General features: G+C 62.5%; 21 protein-coding genes, 1 tRNA gene and 1 pseudogene. 19 read left to right on the top strand and 4 right to left on the bottom strand.

The genetic code is table 11. The features are described from left to right. The first annotated feature begins 83 nt into the window (after positions 1 to 83). Both ABRZ00_RS00545 and ABRZ00_RS00540 read left to right on the top strand, forming a co-directional pair. Positions 84 to 290 (top strand): hypothetical protein, encoded by a 207-nt coding sequence (locus ABRZ00_RS00545; RefSeq protein ID WP_368647793.1) that lies wholly within the window; start codon positions 84 to 86, stop codon positions 288 to 290. Positions 291 to 372: 82 nt separating this feature from the next. Next, complete coding sequence (locus ABRZ00_RS00540) at positions 373 to 648, top strand: hypothetical protein (protein WP_368647792.1); 276 nt, start codon at positions 373 to 375, stop codon at positions 646 to 648. A gap of 146 nt (positions 649 to 794) precedes the next feature. Here ABRZ00_RS00540 and ABRZ00_RS00535 read toward each other — a convergent pair whose 3' ends face one another. Beyond that, entirely contained in the window at positions 795 to 1,022 is a 228-nt protein-coding gene (locus tag ABRZ00_RS00535) for a Cro/CI family transcriptional regulator (protein ID WP_368647791.1), read from the bottom strand. Between the two features lie 80 nt (positions 1,023 to 1,102). Between ABRZ00_RS00535 and ABRZ00_RS00530 the strand changes: the two genes are divergently transcribed. Next, positions 1,103 to 1,783: a helix-turn-helix transcriptional regulator gene (locus ABRZ00_RS00530; RefSeq protein ID WP_368647790.1), complete on the top strand. Its 681-nt coding sequence runs from the start codon at positions 1,103 to 1,105 to the stop codon at positions 1,781 to 1,783. Between the two features lie 18 nt (positions 1,784 to 1,801). On the opposite strand, the gene ABRZ00_RS00525 is transcribed toward ABRZ00_RS00530, so the two are convergent. Beyond that, the gene (locus ABRZ00_RS00525; RefSeq protein ID WP_368647789.1) at positions 1,802 to 1,999 is read right to left on the bottom strand and encodes a hypothetical protein; all 198 of its coding nucleotides are present in this window, start codon (positions 1,997 to 1,999) and stop codon (positions 1,802 to 1,804) included. A gap of 400 nt (positions 2,000 to 2,399) precedes the next feature. After that, positions 2,400 to 3,050 (bottom strand): hypothetical protein, encoded by a 651-nt coding sequence (locus tag ABRZ00_RS00520; protein WP_368647788.1) that lies wholly within the window; start codon positions 3,048 to 3,050, stop codon positions 2,400 to 2,402. 175 nt (positions 3,051 to 3,225) lie between these two features. Between ABRZ00_RS00520 and ABRZ00_RS00515 the strand changes: the two genes are divergently transcribed. The 15 genes and pseudogenes from ABRZ00_RS00515 to ABRZ00_RS00445 form a co-directional block, all read left to right on the top strand. Further along, positions 3,226 to 3,408 (top strand): hypothetical protein, encoded by a 183-nt coding sequence (locus ABRZ00_RS00515; RefSeq protein WP_368647787.1) that lies wholly within the window; start codon positions 3,226 to 3,228, stop codon positions 3,406 to 3,408. A 1-nt stretch (position 3,409) separates the two neighbouring features. Next, the gene (locus tag ABRZ00_RS00510) at positions 3,410 to 3,754 is read left to right on the top strand and encodes a hypothetical protein (RefSeq protein WP_368647786.1); all 345 of its coding nucleotides are present in this window, start codon (positions 3,410 to 3,412) and stop codon (positions 3,752 to 3,754) included. Further along, a complete protein-coding gene (locus ABRZ00_RS00505; protein WP_368647785.1) occupies positions 3,748 to 4,110 on the top strand; it encodes a hypothetical protein in 363 nt (120 codons plus the stop codon). Before ABRZ00_RS00510 ends, ABRZ00_RS00505 begins: the two co-directional genes overlap by 7 nt. Before the next feature lie 7 nt (positions 4,111 to 4,117). Continuing rightward, on the top strand, positions 4,118 to 4,393 hold the full coding sequence (locus ABRZ00_RS00500; RefSeq protein ID WP_368647784.1) for a hypothetical protein: 276 nt from the start codon (positions 4,118 to 4,120) through the stop codon (positions 4,391 to 4,393). 1 nt (position 4,394) lies between these two features. Further along, positions 4,395 to 5,297 carry a recombinase RecT gene (locus ABRZ00_RS00495; RefSeq protein WP_368647783.1) on the top strand — a complete coding sequence of 301 codons (903 nt, stop codon included), beginning with the start codon at positions 4,395 to 4,397 and terminating at the stop codon, positions 5,295 to 5,297. Then, a complete protein-coding gene (locus tag ABRZ00_RS00490; protein ID WP_368647782.1) occupies positions 5,294 to 6,103 on the top strand; it encodes a lambda exonuclease family protein in 810 nt (269 codons plus the stop codon). Before ABRZ00_RS00495 ends, ABRZ00_RS00490 begins: the two co-directional genes overlap by 4 nt. Before the next feature lie 10 nt (positions 6,104 to 6,113). Further along, a complete protein-coding gene (locus ABRZ00_RS00485; protein WP_368647781.1) occupies positions 6,114 to 6,551 on the top strand; it encodes a Gp49 family protein in 438 nt (145 codons plus the stop codon). Between the two features lie 15 nt (positions 6,552 to 6,566). Continuing rightward, positions 6,567 to 7,073 (top strand): hypothetical protein, encoded by a 507-nt coding sequence (locus ABRZ00_RS00480; RefSeq protein WP_368647780.1) that lies wholly within the window; start codon positions 6,567 to 6,569, stop codon positions 7,071 to 7,073. 144 nt (positions 7,074 to 7,217) lie between these two features. Continuing rightward, entirely contained in the window at positions 7,218 to 7,427 is a 210-nt protein-coding gene (locus ABRZ00_RS00475) for a hypothetical protein (RefSeq protein ID WP_368647779.1), read from the top strand. 12 nt (positions 7,428 to 7,439) lie between these two features. Beyond that, positions 7,440 to 7,682, top strand: a complete 243-nt coding sequence (locus ABRZ00_RS00470; protein WP_368647778.1) for a hypothetical protein — start codon at positions 7,440 to 7,442, stop codon at positions 7,680 to 7,682. Positions 7,683 to 8,036: 354 nt separating this feature from the next. Beyond that, on the top strand, positions 8,037 to 9,824 hold the full coding sequence (locus tag ABRZ00_RS00465) for a DNA cytosine methyltransferase (RefSeq protein WP_368647777.1): 1,788 nt from the start codon (positions 8,037 to 8,039) through the stop codon (positions 9,822 to 9,824). Beyond that, positions 9,821 to 10,033: a hypothetical protein gene (locus tag ABRZ00_RS00460; protein ID WP_368647776.1), complete on the top strand. Its 213-nt coding sequence runs from the start codon at positions 9,821 to 9,823 to the stop codon at positions 10,031 to 10,033. The genes ABRZ00_RS00465 and ABRZ00_RS00460 overlap by 4 nt, the downstream gene beginning before the upstream one ends. Next, positions 10,030 to 11,214 (top strand): hypothetical protein, encoded by a 1,185-nt coding sequence (locus tag ABRZ00_RS00455; protein WP_368647775.1) that lies wholly within the window; start codon positions 10,030 to 10,032, stop codon positions 11,212 to 11,214. The genes ABRZ00_RS00460 and ABRZ00_RS00455 overlap by 4 nt, the downstream gene beginning before the upstream one ends. After that, positions 11,211 to 11,432 carry a helix-turn-helix domain-containing protein gene (locus ABRZ00_RS00450; RefSeq protein ID WP_368647774.1) on the top strand — a complete coding sequence of 74 codons (222 nt, stop codon included), beginning with the start codon at positions 11,211 to 11,213 and terminating at the stop codon, positions 11,430 to 11,432. Before ABRZ00_RS00455 ends, ABRZ00_RS00450 begins: the two co-directional genes overlap by 4 nt. 364 nt (positions 11,433 to 11,796) lie before the next feature. Further along, a pseudogene (locus tag ABRZ00_RS00445) lies at positions 11,797 to 12,801 on the top strand (tyrosine-type recombinase/integrase); the annotation flags it as partial. Between the two features lie 71 nt (positions 12,802 to 12,872). Here the strand turns inward: ABRZ00_RS00445 and ABRZ00_RS00440 are convergent. Further along, a tRNA-Met gene (locus ABRZ00_RS00440) sits at positions 12,873 to 12,949 on the bottom strand. Between the two features lie 149 nt (positions 12,950 to 13,098). Between ABRZ00_RS00440 and ABRZ00_RS00435 the strand changes: the two genes are divergently transcribed. Beyond that, positions 13,099 to 14,661 carry a diguanylate cyclase domain-containing protein gene (locus ABRZ00_RS00435; RefSeq protein ID WP_368644354.1) on the top strand — a complete coding sequence of 521 codons (1,563 nt, stop codon included), beginning with the start codon at positions 13,099 to 13,101 and terminating at the stop codon, positions 14,659 to 14,661. Positions 14,662 to 14,763: the final 102 nt, after the last annotated feature.

Raw genomic sequence — 14,763 nt, 5'->3', positions numbered from 1 at the left:
AGAGCGGTTGAGAGGCATTCGGGCGCAAAATTTTTTGTCATGGAGGCGCCGTGGCGCTGTGACAAATCCGCCCGAGGGGAGAAATGCGAATCGACAGGAACCGGCCGGCCGGCGATGCTGCGGCCATGGACACGGACACGAAGCACACGCTGATGGACGAGGCCGAAGAACTGGCCCTGAGGGCGTTCGGCCCAGCAGCCGAGGTCGAGCACATCGAAGCGGTGTTCGAACGGCTGGCCTGGTGCTGGCTGCGCGGCCTGCCGGCCGACGGCGCCGCGACGGTGCACTGAGGCACCGGCATGTTGGGCGCCCGGCTCCCTCCCCTTATGATTGGAGTTCTCACACAACAACCCTTTGGGGAAGGAGACAGGCATGGCAAACAATCTATTCATTTCGTACGACCTCATGGCGCCGGGCCAGCATTACGACCGAGTCACAGAGGCCATCAAGGCTTTAGGCGACTGGGCGAAGGTTCACTATTCACTTTTCTACGTAAGCACCAGCTATACGTCGCAGCAAGCAGCCGAGCATGTATGGAAATCCATGGACGCGAACGACAAGCTGTGCGTCATCGATGCGGCGAATGCTCATTGGTTCAACCTTCCGAACGATGTGAGTCAGTACATGCAGAACCACTGGCGGCGCTGACACCTCCTGCTGACCCAACGCTTTTCGGCTCGTCCTCGACAACCAGGCCGATGTTTCCGGGATGGGTCGAAATCTTGGTGTCCTCGACCAGCGCGAAAGGGATGCCGTTGCGTTTGCAGATCGTGCCGGCGGGCAGGGTGAAGGTTTCAAGCATTGGAGGCCTCCGCAGGTTGGGGCTGCTGGGCGGAAGCAAGTTCCCATGCTCGGTACACCCTGGGGCGGGCAAAACGAAGGGTCTTCTTCCTCGATTTCGGCATGCCTGTCAGCCGCCATTGCGACACGGCACCGGTCGTGATCTCGAAGAATTCAGCCACTTTCGACGTGCCGCCGAAGGCGTCGATCAGGCTGGAATCTGGGTGGGGAGTCTTTTCCATGCCTTAAATCTTAGTTGACTAAGAGAACGAAAGCAAGGAAATCACAGCCAACTAAGATAAATTTTGTTTAGTCTCCTAAGATGCTTTTCAAAGACCGCATCACCGCAGCATTCAACGACGAAAACGCCCGTAGAAGGGCGGCGGGGTTGGCACGCCTGAAGAAAACGGATCTATGGAAGGCGGCCGGCGTGACATCGGGAGCGGTAACCCACTGGTTCAACGGCAGCAATGACGCCGATATGGCCATCTGCATGAAGATTGCTCCATTGCTGGGCGTCAGAGGGCAATGGCTGTTTGATGAGTCCGGACCAAAGCATGAAACTGCGGACGACGGCGGGAACGAAGATCATGCACCCATCCGCCTGGTGGATGCCAAGGCATCGGCCGGGAAGGGGCAACTCGTCTTCTCAGACGATGCCAGCAAGGTCTTGATGTTCCGCCGAGACTGGCTGGCGAAGAATGACGCTAAACCGGAAACCACCCTTGCCTTTGAAGTGGATGGTAATTCCATGGTTGATCTGCACATCATCGATGGGTCCGTGGTGCTGGCGAACAGGAAGAAGACGGAACCCGTCTCGAAGCGCGTCTATGTCGTCTGGATCGATGGGAAGCTGTACGTCAAGCAGCTTGTGAAGAAGGACGGCATGTGGTGGGCTCGGTCGCACAATGCAGCAGAGGCTGACGACTATCCGGACATCCTGATTCAGGATCTGGATGACCGTGTGGTGGGCCGGGCTTTTTGGTGTGGGTTCGGGCTATAGGGCCACCAGCCCAGGGAATCATCGGCGGAGCGATGCCGGGTTTTTGCACATCCCCTCTGCCCGCCGGTATGCGGCGGTCATGCCCATTAGAGAGTAGGTGTTGTACCCTGCATCCGATGTTTCGCCACCAAATACCGTTTTCACGCGCAATGTTTGGCCGCGACTCATTTCCCCAATCTGGCCTATGAGATTACCGTCATCAAGCACGTAAATCATGCCGGTTGTATCTCCCATGGTCACCATGGACCCTGCCATAAAATCTACACGCGCTCCATCATCGGTTCTCATGGTGACGAGGAGGTCGGCCCGCGTGTTGTCCCGCTGCGCCGGGCCCCTCATTGATAGAAGGAACTTCAGTGCTGGCTCGCAGCTCGGGGGCGTGAAGTCTATAGCCAGTGTGGTGGCGGTTCCGTCTGTCGATAGCGCGGACGCCCGTGTATTCGCGGATCCGTTTGGAAGCACCAGGAGGAAGCTGCTCCAATACCCGCTTCGCTTATCAAACAATATTTCCCCGGACACTATTTGTGCAATCGCAGGGACTGCCGCCAGTAGCAATATCGCCGCAATGGCCGCTTTTACAGATCTGGTCATCATCCCCCTCCATGCTGCTGATCGTTCACCGAAATGTGCTAATCACGCGATAAGTGATGCTGGTATTGTCGGCGCTCAGAACCTCCAGTTCCGCCCCCTTGTAGCCAATCCTGTTCGAGGTGGAGAGATCATATTCAACCTCGTTGTTGAAGGCAGGGCGGGCGCGGCTGTTCGAGAACTCTCGATATCCGATTCGGATTTTGTTTCCCACCCGGCCGTTGTATAGCAGCGTCTGCTGGAATGATGCCTCTTGCTCATACGAAACGTCTGTAATTGCGAAGTCGGCGTCATAGCACACGCGCTGGCTGGTGATGGTGACCACACAGACCTGTTTTGCGTCCGGCGTTTTCACCGACAACACATCGGGGTCATCGGCAAAGGCTGATTTTCTGACGCCCGTTCCCTCGAAGAATTGTTCGGCTCCCTTGTCGCCCACTTTGGCGCGCACGCCGGGGTGGATGTCAAATAGTGCCCCATCTACGAGGCGTTTGATGTTGAGCGCTTTCCCTTCTACAACAACCCCCTTCGCCAGCAACTCGTCACCGATCCCGACTATGGTTGTCTGACCGAGAGGCGGCCGGTCAACGTAGCGTTTTTCAGGGGCGTAGGCGTCGTATTTGACGGCGCAGCCGGACATGATGAGTGCGGCCAGTACGGCTGCTGCAATCCTGAGCATTTCCATCCCTCCGTTGTGTGACTAAATCATACAGCAGACGTAAGGGGCAGGGACTGCACGTAGGGGATGACCATGAGTCTCATCTAAATCTTAGTCAGCTAAATTTTTTCTTGACTCTGAAATCTTAGTCAACTAAGATTCTCCCATCGCCCAACCACGGGCAAGGGAGACCACCATGAGCACCACCCCCACTCAAGCGGCCAGCGCCATGAAGCAGTACGGCGGCTCGTTCGCCCGCGCTCTGGCCGAAGCCTGGTTCGCTGCCGACACGGTGAATCAGCAGCGGATCGAGCAGGCCTTTCCCGATTTCTTCCTGCGCTATGCGGCTCTCTCAGAGACAGTCGCGGAAGGGGCCTGACATGGCGAAGACCATTTTCAGAAAGACCAATTTCCGCGTCGTCGTCTACCCGCGCGGCTTGGCGGATTTCGGCTTCATGCGCACGTCGGACGACTTCCTGTATGGGCGTGGCCCGGATGCTGCGGCTCGAATCGAGAAGGAATATCAAGGCCGGTGCGAGGAGATGGCAGCCGACATCCGTCGCCACGTCGATTCGGTGGGCGGCGTCGATATCGAGTTCGACCAGGAACTGGTCTGCGAACATTGCGGATCGGTCTGGACCGAGGACAGCGATACCTACAACGGCGGGTGCTGCTCGAAGGACGAAGAAGGGAACCCGGCCGAAGCGGGGGATGCGACATGCTGACCACCACCAAAGGCCCGGGCGACTTCGCCACGTGGCCCTGCGACCCGGCTGCCGTCATCGATTTGGACGGCGATCACATCCGCGATGTCCTGGCCGAGCGTGTTCAGTTTGATCCGGTGGGCCGGGACCGCGAACAGTTGCTTGCCGCGATGGCAGAGGAATTCGTCCTGGACGATCCCGACTGCCAGGACGAAGCCCTGACGTTCCTCGCGCGGCACATCGATGACGCCGACTTCCCCCTGCATCTGCGCGAGTCCCTGAGCGGGGCTTTCGACGACATCGCCCGCACCACCGACATTCGATTCGAACTTGAGCAGTCCCGCCGCCGGCGCGCTGCCGAGCTTGCTGACATCTGAGGGAACCATGAACCCACATCTGATCCTGGCCCGGCGCCGCGCCGGCCTGCATCCGGGCTACGTCCGGGCCGCCGAATCGAAGATCCAGGCGCCCGCTGAAATCTACGCATACCCGGCCGCCGCGCGCATCGAAGCCTCGAAGCAGTGGCGCCTGCTCGAACTGCCGGCCGATCCCGTCACGCCCGAACCCGCGCCGCGCGCCGTGTGCGGCTGGCTGGTCGCGGCCTATGCCGCCGCCGGTCTGGCCCTCTGGGTCGTGGCCGCAACTGTCCCTGGAGCCTGATATGGCAAACAAGATCGAAACCGTCCAGGCCCTGGTGCTGAACACGCAGCCGGCGTTTGAAGCCGTGCTGTGCGATAAGTCGATTATGTTCCAGCGCGAGGCCGAATTCGCCATGCAGATCATGCAGGCGAACGACTATCTGATCGACTGCGCTGTGAAGAACCCGCAGTCAGCCATCGATGCGGTGACGAACATCGCCGGGATCGGCATCAGCCTGAACCCAGCGAAGAAGCACGCCTATCTGGTGCCGCGCAAGGGCAAGATTTGCCTGGATATCAGCTACATGGGCCTGATGGATCTGGCGATCCAGTCCGGTTCCATCCGCTGGGCGCAGGCTGTGCTGGTGCATGCCACAGACCGTTTCTCCGTGGTCGGTGTGGACAAACCACCCGTGCATGAGCGTGACCCGTTCGCAAAAGACCGGGGCGACATCATCGGCGTGTACGTCGTAGCCAAGACCGCCGACGGCGACTACCTGACCGAGACCATGACCCGCGACGAAATCGACGGGATCATGAACAGGTCCGAATCGGTGAAGGCCGGCAAGACCACGCCCTGGAAGACCGACTACGGCGAGATGGCCAAGAAGACCGTGGTGAAGCGGGCGCAGAAGTATTGGCCGAAGACCGAGCGACTGGAAAAGGCCGTGCACTACATGGACACGGACGGCGGCGAAGGGATCGTCCTGAACCCCGAAGTGAAGCAGTTGACCAGCGAACAGATGGACGAAGTCCTGGCGCGCGTGGCGGCATTCACGGACGCCGAGGCGCTGGCATCGTACTGGCCCGAACTTGTCGCCTACCTGCGCGACACGGCCAGCATGAGCCAGTACGAGCACATCAAGCAGGCCGTGGCCGACAAGGGCGCCGCACTCAAGAACCATACAGAAGGGGCAGCGGCATGAGCTACCAGATTATCGAATGCGAACAGGGCAGCGCGGAATGGCATCGAGTCAGAAGTGGGTGCATCACCGCCAGCATGTTTTCCACAGTGCGACAGAAGGTCAATGGCTTGACCACGCAGCAGCAGACCTATGTCAGCGCCCGGCTGGCCGGCCAGACCGAAGCCCAGGCGCGCGAGGCAGCAGGGTACAAGGCCGCGCCGCGCGCTGAGGTCATCCAGCGTGCCCTGGAAGGGGAGCGGGTAGGGGAATGGTCCCAGGCCGCCCACGACTACGCCACGCGGCTGGCTATCGAGCGCATCGGCGGCGAACCCCTTGATGAAGGTTTCGAGACCTGGGCGATGCGCCGGGGCCGCGAATTGGAACCAGCAGCACGGATGGAACATGAAGTTCAGTCCGGGCTGTTTGTGCAGCGGGCGGGCTTCGTCATGACCGACGACGGCGCTTTCGGCGCCTCCGCCGACGGCCTGATCGATCCGGACGCCGGTGCCGAATACAAGTGCTTCCTGGATCCCGTGAAGCTGCGCGCGTTCTGGCTGGAAAACGATGTGTCCAGCGTCATCGAGCAGTGCCAGGGCGGGCTGTGGATCACCGGCCGCCGCCTCTGGCACATCGGCCTGTACTGCCCGGCGCTTGCCAGCGTCGGGAAGCAACTTTGGTGGCGCGTGGTTGAGCGTGACGACGAGTTCATCGAAGCCATGGAATCCGACCTGCTGGAGTTCAAGGCCCTGGTCGACCAGTACGAGCAGAAATTCCGCGCCGACGCCTCCCAGGCCGCCGGCTCAATCCTCACCCTCACCACCGCATAGGAGCATATCCATGAACATCGAGCAGGAAATCCAGGCCAAGGGCCTCACGGCGCCGCGTATCACTCCGGCGGATATCCAGGCCAATATCGCCAGCGAACACTATTTCACGGCCGCCGATGGCGCCTCTGGAGCGTACCGCAATGGTGGCGATGTGCATCCGGCAGGCGGATCGCCCGGCCAGCAGACGACGCAAGCCTTGGGACTGCTGACCTTTTGTGTGCTGGTGCTGCGCAACGGCTTCACCGTCACGGGCGAAAGCGCCTGCGCCAGTCCGGAGAACTTCGACGCCGAAATCGGCCGCAAGATCGCCCGCCAGAACGCGGTCAGCAAGGTCTGGCCGCTCATGGGCTACGCGCTGCGCACCGAACTGTCCAGGCCTGCACTGACCGAAGTGGACGCCGCAGCAGACGTCGCCGGCACCCCGCGCCCCGACCATCCCATCATCTGATCAGGAGCCATCCACATGCTCTCACTCGACCACCAGATCGGCCAGTTCACCAACTTCAACCCCAGGCCCGAAAAGCACGGCCCGGAATCTGTTCCCGGCGCGGACCTGAAAATCAGCATGACCGTCAGCAATGACGTCCTGGCCGAGTTCCACCCGACGCTGAAATCCACCCTGTTCCGGGAGCCAAACCCGGGTGAAGAAGACTTGGTGGACAAGGCAGCCACCGGGGTGCCCGAACTGAACCGCCTGCGCTTCGGCAACAAGATCGGATCCCTGCGCTGGCACCACGAAATCGTCGGCGCCGATCTGACGATCCACTACGGCACTGGAAAGAACGAAATCGAACTGTCCGACGTGACCGTGGATGGCTTCGTGCTGGAGCCCATGGACGGCGGTTCCGTCGTCATCACGTTCCGCGTCAAGTGCAACCCCAACGAAAAGCAGGGGGGGCAACTCTTCACCCTCATGGGCGGCGAAATCGAATTCAGCCTCGTCCCGCCGGAAGACGGGCCGATTCAGTAACTCCCCTCCCAGGCCAGGCTGGGCCGCTTCGGCGGACTCCCTTCGGCGGCTGCCCGCCGACCCTGGAACCGGCAGTAACGGCGCAGATAGTGATCTGCATCCCGGGGCCAGCACCGGAACCCACCACCCCTATTGGAGAGCAAGATGAAGATCAAGAGCATCACAAACCAGCACCGCCGTGACTTCACGGCCGTCTACGAATGCCAGCACTGCGGCCACGAGCAAAAGGGCGACGGCTACGACGACGCCTATTTCCACGAAAAGGTCATCCCCGCGATGAAATGCGCCTCGTGCGGCAAGGACGGTAATGAAGTTACCAGTGTGCCGTCTGTGCCTGCGCACGCTGTCCTGTAGCCGGAGCCTGTCATGACCCAACGAAATGACGGCGGCCCGGCCTTCCCTGTGCCCGGCCAGAGCCAATTGCCAAACGATCAGTTTCTGCACCCACACCACGGCATGTCCCTACGCGACTACTTCGCAGCCCAGGCGATGCCCGAAGTCTGGCGCGACATCCCCGAGGACGCCAACAGATTGCAGGCGCTCTCGTACCTCGGGAGACGCTCCTATGAAATGGCCGACGCCATGCTTGCAGCCAGGGAGCGGACATGAGCACACAGCACACACCTGGGCCGTGGGTGGCCATAGACGGCAGGATACTGCCGGAAAGATACGTTCTCACAGGGGCGTCTATAGCAACAGTTCATGCGCGCAAGGTTGCTGGGATGCAAGCGGGTAACGCCCACCTGATGGCCGCCGCCCCTGACATGCACGAGGCGCTGAAATCCATACGCGAGTATCTGTCCAGATGCCCGCCCCACAGCGAGGACCGCACAGGCGCTGAATGGGGCCGGATGATGGATTTGTCGGGCGCAGCCCTGGCCCGGGCTGAGGGGAAATCATGAGCAAGCGCTCGAAGGAAAAACGTCAGCGCCCCGGCAAGACGCATCCGTGGCCGTGGGAGGAATGATGCTGACAAACCAACTGCGCCTGACCGGCCTAGACAAAAAGATCATCGTGGACCTGTTCGCCGGCGGCGGTGGCATGTCCGTCGCCATGGAGATGGCCTGGGGCCGCAGCCCAGACATCGCCATCAACCACAACGAAGACGCCCTGAGTCTGCACCAGGCCAATCACCCGCAGACCGAGCACTACGTCGCGGACGTGTACGAGGTCTGCCCGAAGAAAGCTACGCAGGGCCGGCCGGTCGGCTGGCTGCACCTGTCGCCCGACTGCACCCATTTCAGCCAGGCCAAGGGAGGCCAGCCGCGCAGCGCGAAGATCCGGGCGCTGGCTTGGGTCGGGATCCGCTGGGCCGGCCAGGTCCGGCCGGATTGGGTCAGCCTGGAGAACGTCAAGCAATTCACGAAGTGGGGCCCGCTGATCGCCAAACGGTGCCCGAAGACCGGGCGCGTGGTGAAACTGGACGGCAGTGTGGCCGATCCGGGCGAGCGCGTACCTGTTCAACAGCAATTCCTGGTGCCGGACCCGAAGCGTGAGGGCCAGACGTACCGGCGCTGGTGCGCGATCCTGCGAGGGATGGGGTATGCGCTGGACAGCCGCAACATCATCGCAGCCGACCAGGGCGGACACACCACGCGGGAGCGCCATTTCGAGATCGGCAACTGCGTAGGCGAGCCGATCCGGTGGGCTGAGCCGACGCACTTCAAGAAGCCCAGCAAGGGGCAGCGCAAATGGAAACCGGCGGCGGATTGCATCGACTGGTCGATCCCCTGCCCGTCGATTTTCACGCGCAAGCGCCCGTTGGCCGATGCCACCCTGCGGCGGATCGCGCGGGGCATCCGGCGGTATGTGCTGGAGTCTGGAGATCCGTTCATTGTGCCGATTTCAGACTGGTCCAGGGAATCCGTTCAGTCCGTCCGGGATCCCTTGTCCACCATCACAGCATGGCCGCGTGGCGGCAAGCACGCGCTGATCACCCCGACGCTGGTTCAGACTGGCTACGGCGAACGCGAAGGGCAGGCGCCGCGTTCCCTGGACCTGCGGGCCCCGCTGGGAACGGTGGTTGGATCGCAGAAGCATGCCCTGGCCTGCGCCTACCTGATGCAGGCAAACGGCGGATTCAACACGACGCCCGGGCACGACCTGGGAAATCCCATGTCCACCGTGACGAACTCCGGCAGCCAGCAGCAGCTGGTGACGGCGATCCTGGCGGGAGTAGGTGGGCGCGCCGGACAGATTGAGCCGCGCGGTATGGCCGATCCGATCCAAACGGTAACGGCAAAGGCAGACACGGCCATCGTCACGGCGCATCTCGCGCACCTGCGCGGGAATTGTGACGCACGAGATGCCCAGGAGCCGCTGCGCACGATATCCGCCGGCGGCGAGCATCACGGCATCGTCGAATGCACCCTGTCGCCAGAACAGACCGAAGACGCGGAGCGTGTCGCCGCTTTCATGATGCGCTACTACGGCGAGGGCGGCCAATGGTCCGATCCGCGCGACCCCATGACCACGATCACCACCAAGGACCGCATGGCCCTGGTGACGGTCACGATCAAGGGCACGCCCTACGTCATCGTGGACATCGGCCTGCGGATGCTGGAGCCCCGCGAACTGTTCCGCGCCCAGGACTTCCCGGACAGCTACATCATCGACCGTGGCCACGACGGACGCAAATTCTCCAAATCCACCCAGGTCAGGATGGTGGGCAACAGCGTCAACCCGATGATGGCGGCCGGGTTCCTGTCGCTCAATGCCCCGCATCTGGCCGTACAGAGGAAGGTCGCATGATCGACGCCCGAACCCTACTCCTTTCCGAGCAGATACACCGCAGCAACGGCAATCACGCCACCGCCGATCTGATGCGCGAGGCTGCGTGCGCAATCACAGACTTGCGCATGACTCTTGCCGAGATCAAGCGCAGCACATACCTGCGCCACGCCCAAGACTTAGCGGAAACGGCGCTGGCCGACGGGAAACATTGGACGGACAAGACATGACCATCGACACACAGAAGCTGCTGAACCTTTTCGACACCGCCGCTCAGGCTCATGGATGGGCGTCAGATCAGGGCACGAGGGCGCAAGCACAAACGGCCCTGGCGAACTACCAGCGGACGCGCGGAGACCTTGAGCAGGCGCTCGACGCTCAGGCAGCGGAGATAGCGCGGCTGCGCGAGGCGTTGTGGGTGGTCGCGGAACATAACGCGCTGCATTTCGGGGAATCGCACAATACAGTGATTCAGGCCCGCGCCCTTCTGTCCCGCTACAGCAGCGACAGGCCGGCCGAAGTGCGCTGCAACCATTGCGGCTGGCTTGGCGCTGACGCCGATCTCGTGCGCGATGTCGCCGCTGACGAGCCCGATGACGGCGCGGCTGATGTCTGCCCACAATGCAAGCGCATCGGAGATTTGCAGGACATCGGCCAGTCTGCCGCAAGCGCGGAGCCGGTGGGCTGGTTGCGCAATGAACGCGGGCTGGCCGAAGGTCCAGCCACTCTTGATCCGCTTTTCATCCTCGGAAAACCGCGCCGGGACGGATACCGCGCCACTTATTCCCCCGTATACGCCGCCCCTGTAGCGCAGGAGCCGGTGCTGGGTCGAATTAATTGGCCCACCATGCCCTCACGAAAGGGGCAATCCCCCGTCCTTTTTGACGACGGCTATGCCGAAGGATGGGCAAAGTGCATGTCCGAATGCCAGAAGGCTGTTGCCGCCCAGGCGCAGCCATCGGGCGACGTTGACGGACTGACTGCAGTCTACGATGCTTTCGGGATCGGCTCAGCGGCTCGCACACAGGAGACCTTGCTTGCGAGTATCGAGAATGCCATCCGGCGGTCGCGCTGCCTGAGCGCTATCGAGCGGGTGCTGACCGTGGAAACCCCACCGGACCCAGACGAAGGCGACGACGAGCCGGGCGAGGAATGCCTGCTGCGCTGGGGCGCGGACTCCGAAGGGTATGCAGAACATTTCCAGGCCGCCCTCAAGAAGTTTGGCTACACCTTGGCCCCCGTTGCCGCCCAGGCGCAGCCAGTCGTACCGGCGGCATGGAAAGGGATTGCGCTTGATGCGATCCGCCGCATGCGGGCGGGCCACGTCAACTGCATGGACATCATTGACATGGCCGAAAAGCTGCTGGAAGCAGAGCGCGGAGCCTTCACCCGCGCAGCGAAGGGGGAATGATGGTATTCGATCCCTTCGCCGGCCTGATCCGTCAGATCGAGGGCCACCGGCAAGACCCGAAATTACGCACCACGAAAGTCAATCCATACGACCGAATCATTGCGCTTGAGCGCCTTGCCAAGGGGGAGCGATCCTGTGATATCGCCGAAGATCTGGGCGTCACGAAGGACACAGTGGAAGGCTGGAAGAGGGCGGCCAGGGAGGCTTGGCGTGGCTGAAATCTTCGTCCCCGTACCGTGCCTGGAAGACGCCCGCCGGGTGCTGGCTGCTCAAGACCCGGACGCGGCCCGGCGCGCTGAACAGAGGTGGCCCGGCCGCGTGTGGCGGGCGGCTGTCCGGTTGGCTGCCGCCGAAACGGAACAGGAGGTCCAGCATGCAGCCTGACGAAATCGCCATCAGCCTAGCCGAAGCCGCGCGCCGACTGGGCCTGTCGTACCAGACGGTCTTCGCCCGCCGCCATGAAATCGGCTTCCGCCTGGAGGGCTGCCGAGCTTGGAGGGTCTGGCCGTCTCGCCTTGAAGAAATTACCCGCCCGCGTTACAAAGTCACACGGCTGGCGCTGCGGTCAACAGGAGATTCATCATGTCGATCCGACAGCGTAACGGCACCTGGTGGCTTGATATCCGCACGCCAGGTGGACAAAGAATTAGACGCTCTACTGGCACGGCCGACCGCCGGGCGGCGCAGGAATACCACGACCGCCTGAAAGCGGAATTGTGGCGCCAGGACAAGCTGGGCGACCAGCCGGAACACAGGTTTCAGGATGCCGCTGTGCAATTCCTGAAAGCATCCGAGGGCCAGAGCGACTACAGCACGAAGGTGCGGCACATCCGGTACTGGCGAGACCAGTTCTCTGGGCGTGCCGTGAGCTCTTTAACCACCGACGAGATCATCGGCGCGCTGCCCACTCACGTCGAGCGGGAGGGGCAGGGGCGTCGGCCGCTGACGCCGGCCACGCGCAACCGCTATCTGTCCACCATCCGGCGGATGCTGTCCATGTGCGTCGAATGGGGCTGGATGCCTGCGGCTCCCAGGCTTCGCCCCGCAGTGGAGCCAAGGGTTCGAATTCGCTGGCTCACCCAGGAACAGGCCCGGGCGCTGGTAGCGGCGTGCGGCCGTCAGTGGATGCAGGATGCCGTCGCCTTCGCCCTGGCCACCGGTATGCGGGCAGGGGAAATCCTGTCTCTGTGTTGGGAAGATGTGGACCTGTCCAGGTCAACAGCCTGGGTGACGGCGGACCGGGCGAAATCCGGGCGGGCGCGGGCTGTGCCGCTGAATGCGGAGGCTGTCCAGATCATCCGGCGCCGGATCGGGACGCACCTTCAACTGGTCTTCACTCGGAACGGCAGCCCGCAGACCCAGATCGATCCCAAGATGTTCGCCCGTGCATGCGCCCAGGCAGGCATCGAGAACTTCCGCTTCCACGACCTGCGGCACACATGGGCGTCATGGCACGTGCAGGCCGGGACCCCGCTGTTCGTTCTCAAGGAATTGGGAGGGTGGGAGACGCTGGAAATGGTGAAGCGGTACGCCCACATGGACGGGACGACCCTGGCGCAGTTCGCAGGAGCGGTCACGTTTTGGGCACACCATGACCCAGAAAAGAAAATCGCCACCGTGCAGGGTGGCGATAAGTCTTTGGTAAACAAAGAGAATTCTGGTGGCGCATCCCTGATTCGAACAGGGGACCTGCGGATTATGATTCCGTCGCTCTAACCGGCTGAGCTAATGCGCCAAAGCACGCCATTATAGGGGGGGAATTTTCATCACGCAAGTTGCCTTGGTGTCAAAACGCATGATGGGTCGGAAGCCCATGTCGTCTGGCGTATAGCACAGGCTTAAAGGGGTTCGCCACGTGCAGCCATCGGAAGGAGAGCCAGGCGGATGCGTATCCGGAAACCGTCCAGCATCAATCTGAGGCAACTGATCCTGCTGCTGGCCGTGTTCAGCGCGGCGGTGATGCTGGCGGGCGGGATGGCCGGGGCCTATCAGGTGCAACGCCAGCAGCTCGTCGCCAACACGCTGGATGCCAACGAGGCCTTTGCCGTCAAGCTCGCCCGCATCACGTCCGACCTGTTGCTGCGGGCGCAGGGCAATCTATCCTACTCGGGCGGCCTGATGGTGCGCTCCGGCATGGCGCCGACTGTTTTGCAGGCCGAGGTCGACCGCTTGCGCCATCTGGAACTGGGCTTCAATACCGTGACCGTCGTGGATGGGCGGGGGGTCGTCCAGGCGTTTTCCCCGGCCTCGCGGAACTTGAAGGGGCGCAGGCTCGATTCGGTCGCCAGGAACGGCATAGGCGATGACCGGGCGCCGATGATCAGCTCGCCTTATGTGACCGTGCTGGGCAATCTGGCGATCCGGCTCTCGCACCCCTTGTTCGGGCCCGAAGGACGTTCGTTGGGCCGCTTGTCCGCCACCGTGTACCTCAGGGATGAGGGCGGCCTGCAGCGCCTGATCGGCGAACAATACTTCCGTGATGGCACGTACGTTTATGTCGTCGATGCGCAAGGGCGCCTGCTGTACCACCCGCAGGCCGAGCGCATTGGCGAAATCGTCGTGAACAACCCGGTGATCGATACCGTTCGCAAAGGCCGGTCCGGCCAGATGGAGCTGATCAACAGCCGGGATGTGGACATGCTGGCAGGCTATGCCTATGTGCCGACGGCCGACTGGGGGGTGGTGGTGCAGCGGCCCACGAAGCTTGCCCTGAAGGGGCTGAATGACCTGATGCTGCGCGTGCTGCAGTTGGCGGTCTGGCCGGCCCTGGCACTGCTGGTGCTCTTGTGGCTGTTGTCTCGGTGGATCTCCAGGCCGCTGGGCGAGCTGTCGCAGATCGTCCAGGATGGCTACGAGGACGGCATGGCGCGGCGGATCGCCGCCGTGAAGTGCTGGTACCTGGAGGCGCAGCGCCTGCGCGGGGCGTTGCTGGCGGGGCAGGGGCAGGTACGCACCCGGTTGGGCGAGCTTCATAGCGCCGCGCATACGGATCCGTTGACGAAGCTGGGCAACCGCCGGGGATTGGAGGCCGCGCTGCGGATCCTGGAAGAACGGCGGCAGCCGTTTGCCCTGGTGGCGCTGGATATCGATTTCTTCAAGCGGATCAATGACCGGCATGGGCATGATGCGGGCGACCAGGTGATCTCCGGGCTGGCCGATCTCATGCGGGCGCATGCACGCCAAGGGGATGCCTTGTTCCGCCTGGGCGGCGAGGAGTTCCTTGTGGTCCTGCCCGACAACGATCTGGCGGGAGCCAAGATGATCACCGAACGCCTGCGGGCCGCCATGGAGAGCGCGCGGGTGCTGGGAAACGAGACCGTGACTTTGTCGGCGGGGGTGGCCGTGTGGGAGGGCGGCGATGCGCAACTGACGCTGAAGATCGCCGACCAGGCGCTGTACCGGGCCAAGGAAGGCGGGCGCAACCGGGTGGAAGCCGGCAGCCCCTGAAATGAGGCCGCCCTGAAACGCGAAGGCCCCGCCTTTTGGCGGGGCCTTGCTGCCGCTGTGGGCAGCGGCACCGCATGGGAGCGGTGCTAAGTCAACGCCCTG

It is taken from the genome of Castellaniella ginsengisoli, from assembly GCF_040955415.1.
In the GTDB taxonomy this organism is placed as follows: Bacteria; Pseudomonadota; Gammaproteobacteria; order Burkholderiales; family Burkholderiaceae_B; genus Castellaniella; species Castellaniella ginsengisoli.
This window is presented reverse-complemented; position numbering and strand designations above follow the sequence as displayed.

Excerpts from the sequence above, each read along its gene's own strand:
- ABRZ00_RS00505 (WP_368647785.1), top strand. The coding sequence starts at position 3,748 with ATGCTGACCACCACCAAAGGCCCGGGCGACTTCGCCACGTGGCCCTGC.
- ABRZ00_RS00545 (WP_368647793.1), top strand. The coding sequence starts at position 84 with ATGCGAATCGACAGGAACCGGCCGGCCGGCGATGCTGCGGCCATGGAC.
- ABRZ00_RS00540 (WP_368647792.1), top strand. The coding sequence starts at position 373 with ATGGCAAACAATCTATTCATTTCGTACGACCTCATGGCGCCGGGCCAG.
- ABRZ00_RS00470 (WP_368647778.1), top strand. The coding sequence starts at position 7,440 with ATGACCCAACGAAATGACGGCGGCCCGGCCTTCCCTGTGCCCGGCCAG.
- ABRZ00_RS00520 (WP_368647788.1), bottom strand. The coding sequence starts at position 3,050 with ATGCTCAGGATTGCAGCAGCCGTACTGGCCGCACTCATCATGTCCGGC.
- ABRZ00_RS00485 (WP_368647781.1), top strand. The coding sequence starts at position 6,114 with ATGAACATCGAGCAGGAAATCCAGGCCAAGGGCCTCACGGCGCCGCGT.
- ABRZ00_RS00525 (WP_368647789.1), bottom strand. The coding sequence starts at position 1,999 with ATGATTTACGTGCTTGATGACGGTAATCTCATAGGCCAGATTGGGGAA.
- ABRZ00_RS00535 (WP_368647791.1), bottom strand. The coding sequence starts at position 1,022 with ATGGAAAAGACTCCCCACCCAGATTCCAGCCTGATCGACGCCTTCGGC.
- ABRZ00_RS00515 (WP_368647787.1), top strand. The coding sequence starts at position 3,226 with ATGAGCACCACCCCCACTCAAGCGGCCAGCGCCATGAAGCAGTACGGC.
- ABRZ00_RS00455 (WP_368647775.1), top strand. The coding sequence starts at position 10,030 with ATGACCATCGACACACAGAAGCTGCTGAACCTTTTCGACACCGCCGCT.
- ABRZ00_RS00510 (WP_368647786.1), top strand. The coding sequence starts at position 3,410 with ATGGCGAAGACCATTTTCAGAAAGACCAATTTCCGCGTCGTCGTCTAC.
- ABRZ00_RS00490 (WP_368647782.1), top strand. The coding sequence starts at position 5,294 with ATGAGCTACCAGATTATCGAATGCGAACAGGGCAGCGCGGAATGGCAT.
- ABRZ00_RS00435 (WP_368644354.1), top strand. The coding sequence starts at position 13,099 with ATGCGTATCCGGAAACCGTCCAGCATCAATCTGAGGCAACTGATCCTG.
- ABRZ00_RS00450 (WP_368647774.1), top strand. The coding sequence starts at position 11,211 with ATGATGGTATTCGATCCCTTCGCCGGCCTGATCCGTCAGATCGAGGGC.
- ABRZ00_RS00480 (WP_368647780.1), top strand. The coding sequence starts at position 6,567 with ATGCTCTCACTCGACCACCAGATCGGCCAGTTCACCAACTTCAACCCC.
- ABRZ00_RS00495 (WP_368647783.1), top strand. The coding sequence starts at position 4,395 with ATGGCAAACAAGATCGAAACCGTCCAGGCCCTGGTGCTGAACACGCAG.
- ABRZ00_RS00500 (WP_368647784.1), top strand. The coding sequence starts at position 4,118 with ATGAACCCACATCTGATCCTGGCCCGGCGCCGCGCCGGCCTGCATCCG.
- ABRZ00_RS00530 (WP_368647790.1), top strand. The coding sequence starts at position 1,103 with ATGCTTTTCAAAGACCGCATCACCGCAGCATTCAACGACGAAAACGCC.
- ABRZ00_RS00465 (WP_368647777.1), top strand. The coding sequence starts at position 8,037 with ATGATGCTGACAAACCAACTGCGCCTGACCGGCCTAGACAAAAAGATC.
- ABRZ00_RS00475 (WP_368647779.1), top strand. The coding sequence starts at position 7,218 with ATGAAGATCAAGAGCATCACAAACCAGCACCGCCGTGACTTCACGGCC.
- ABRZ00_RS00460 (WP_368647776.1), top strand. The coding sequence starts at position 9,821 with ATGATCGACGCCCGAACCCTACTCCTTTCCGAGCAGATACACCGCAGC.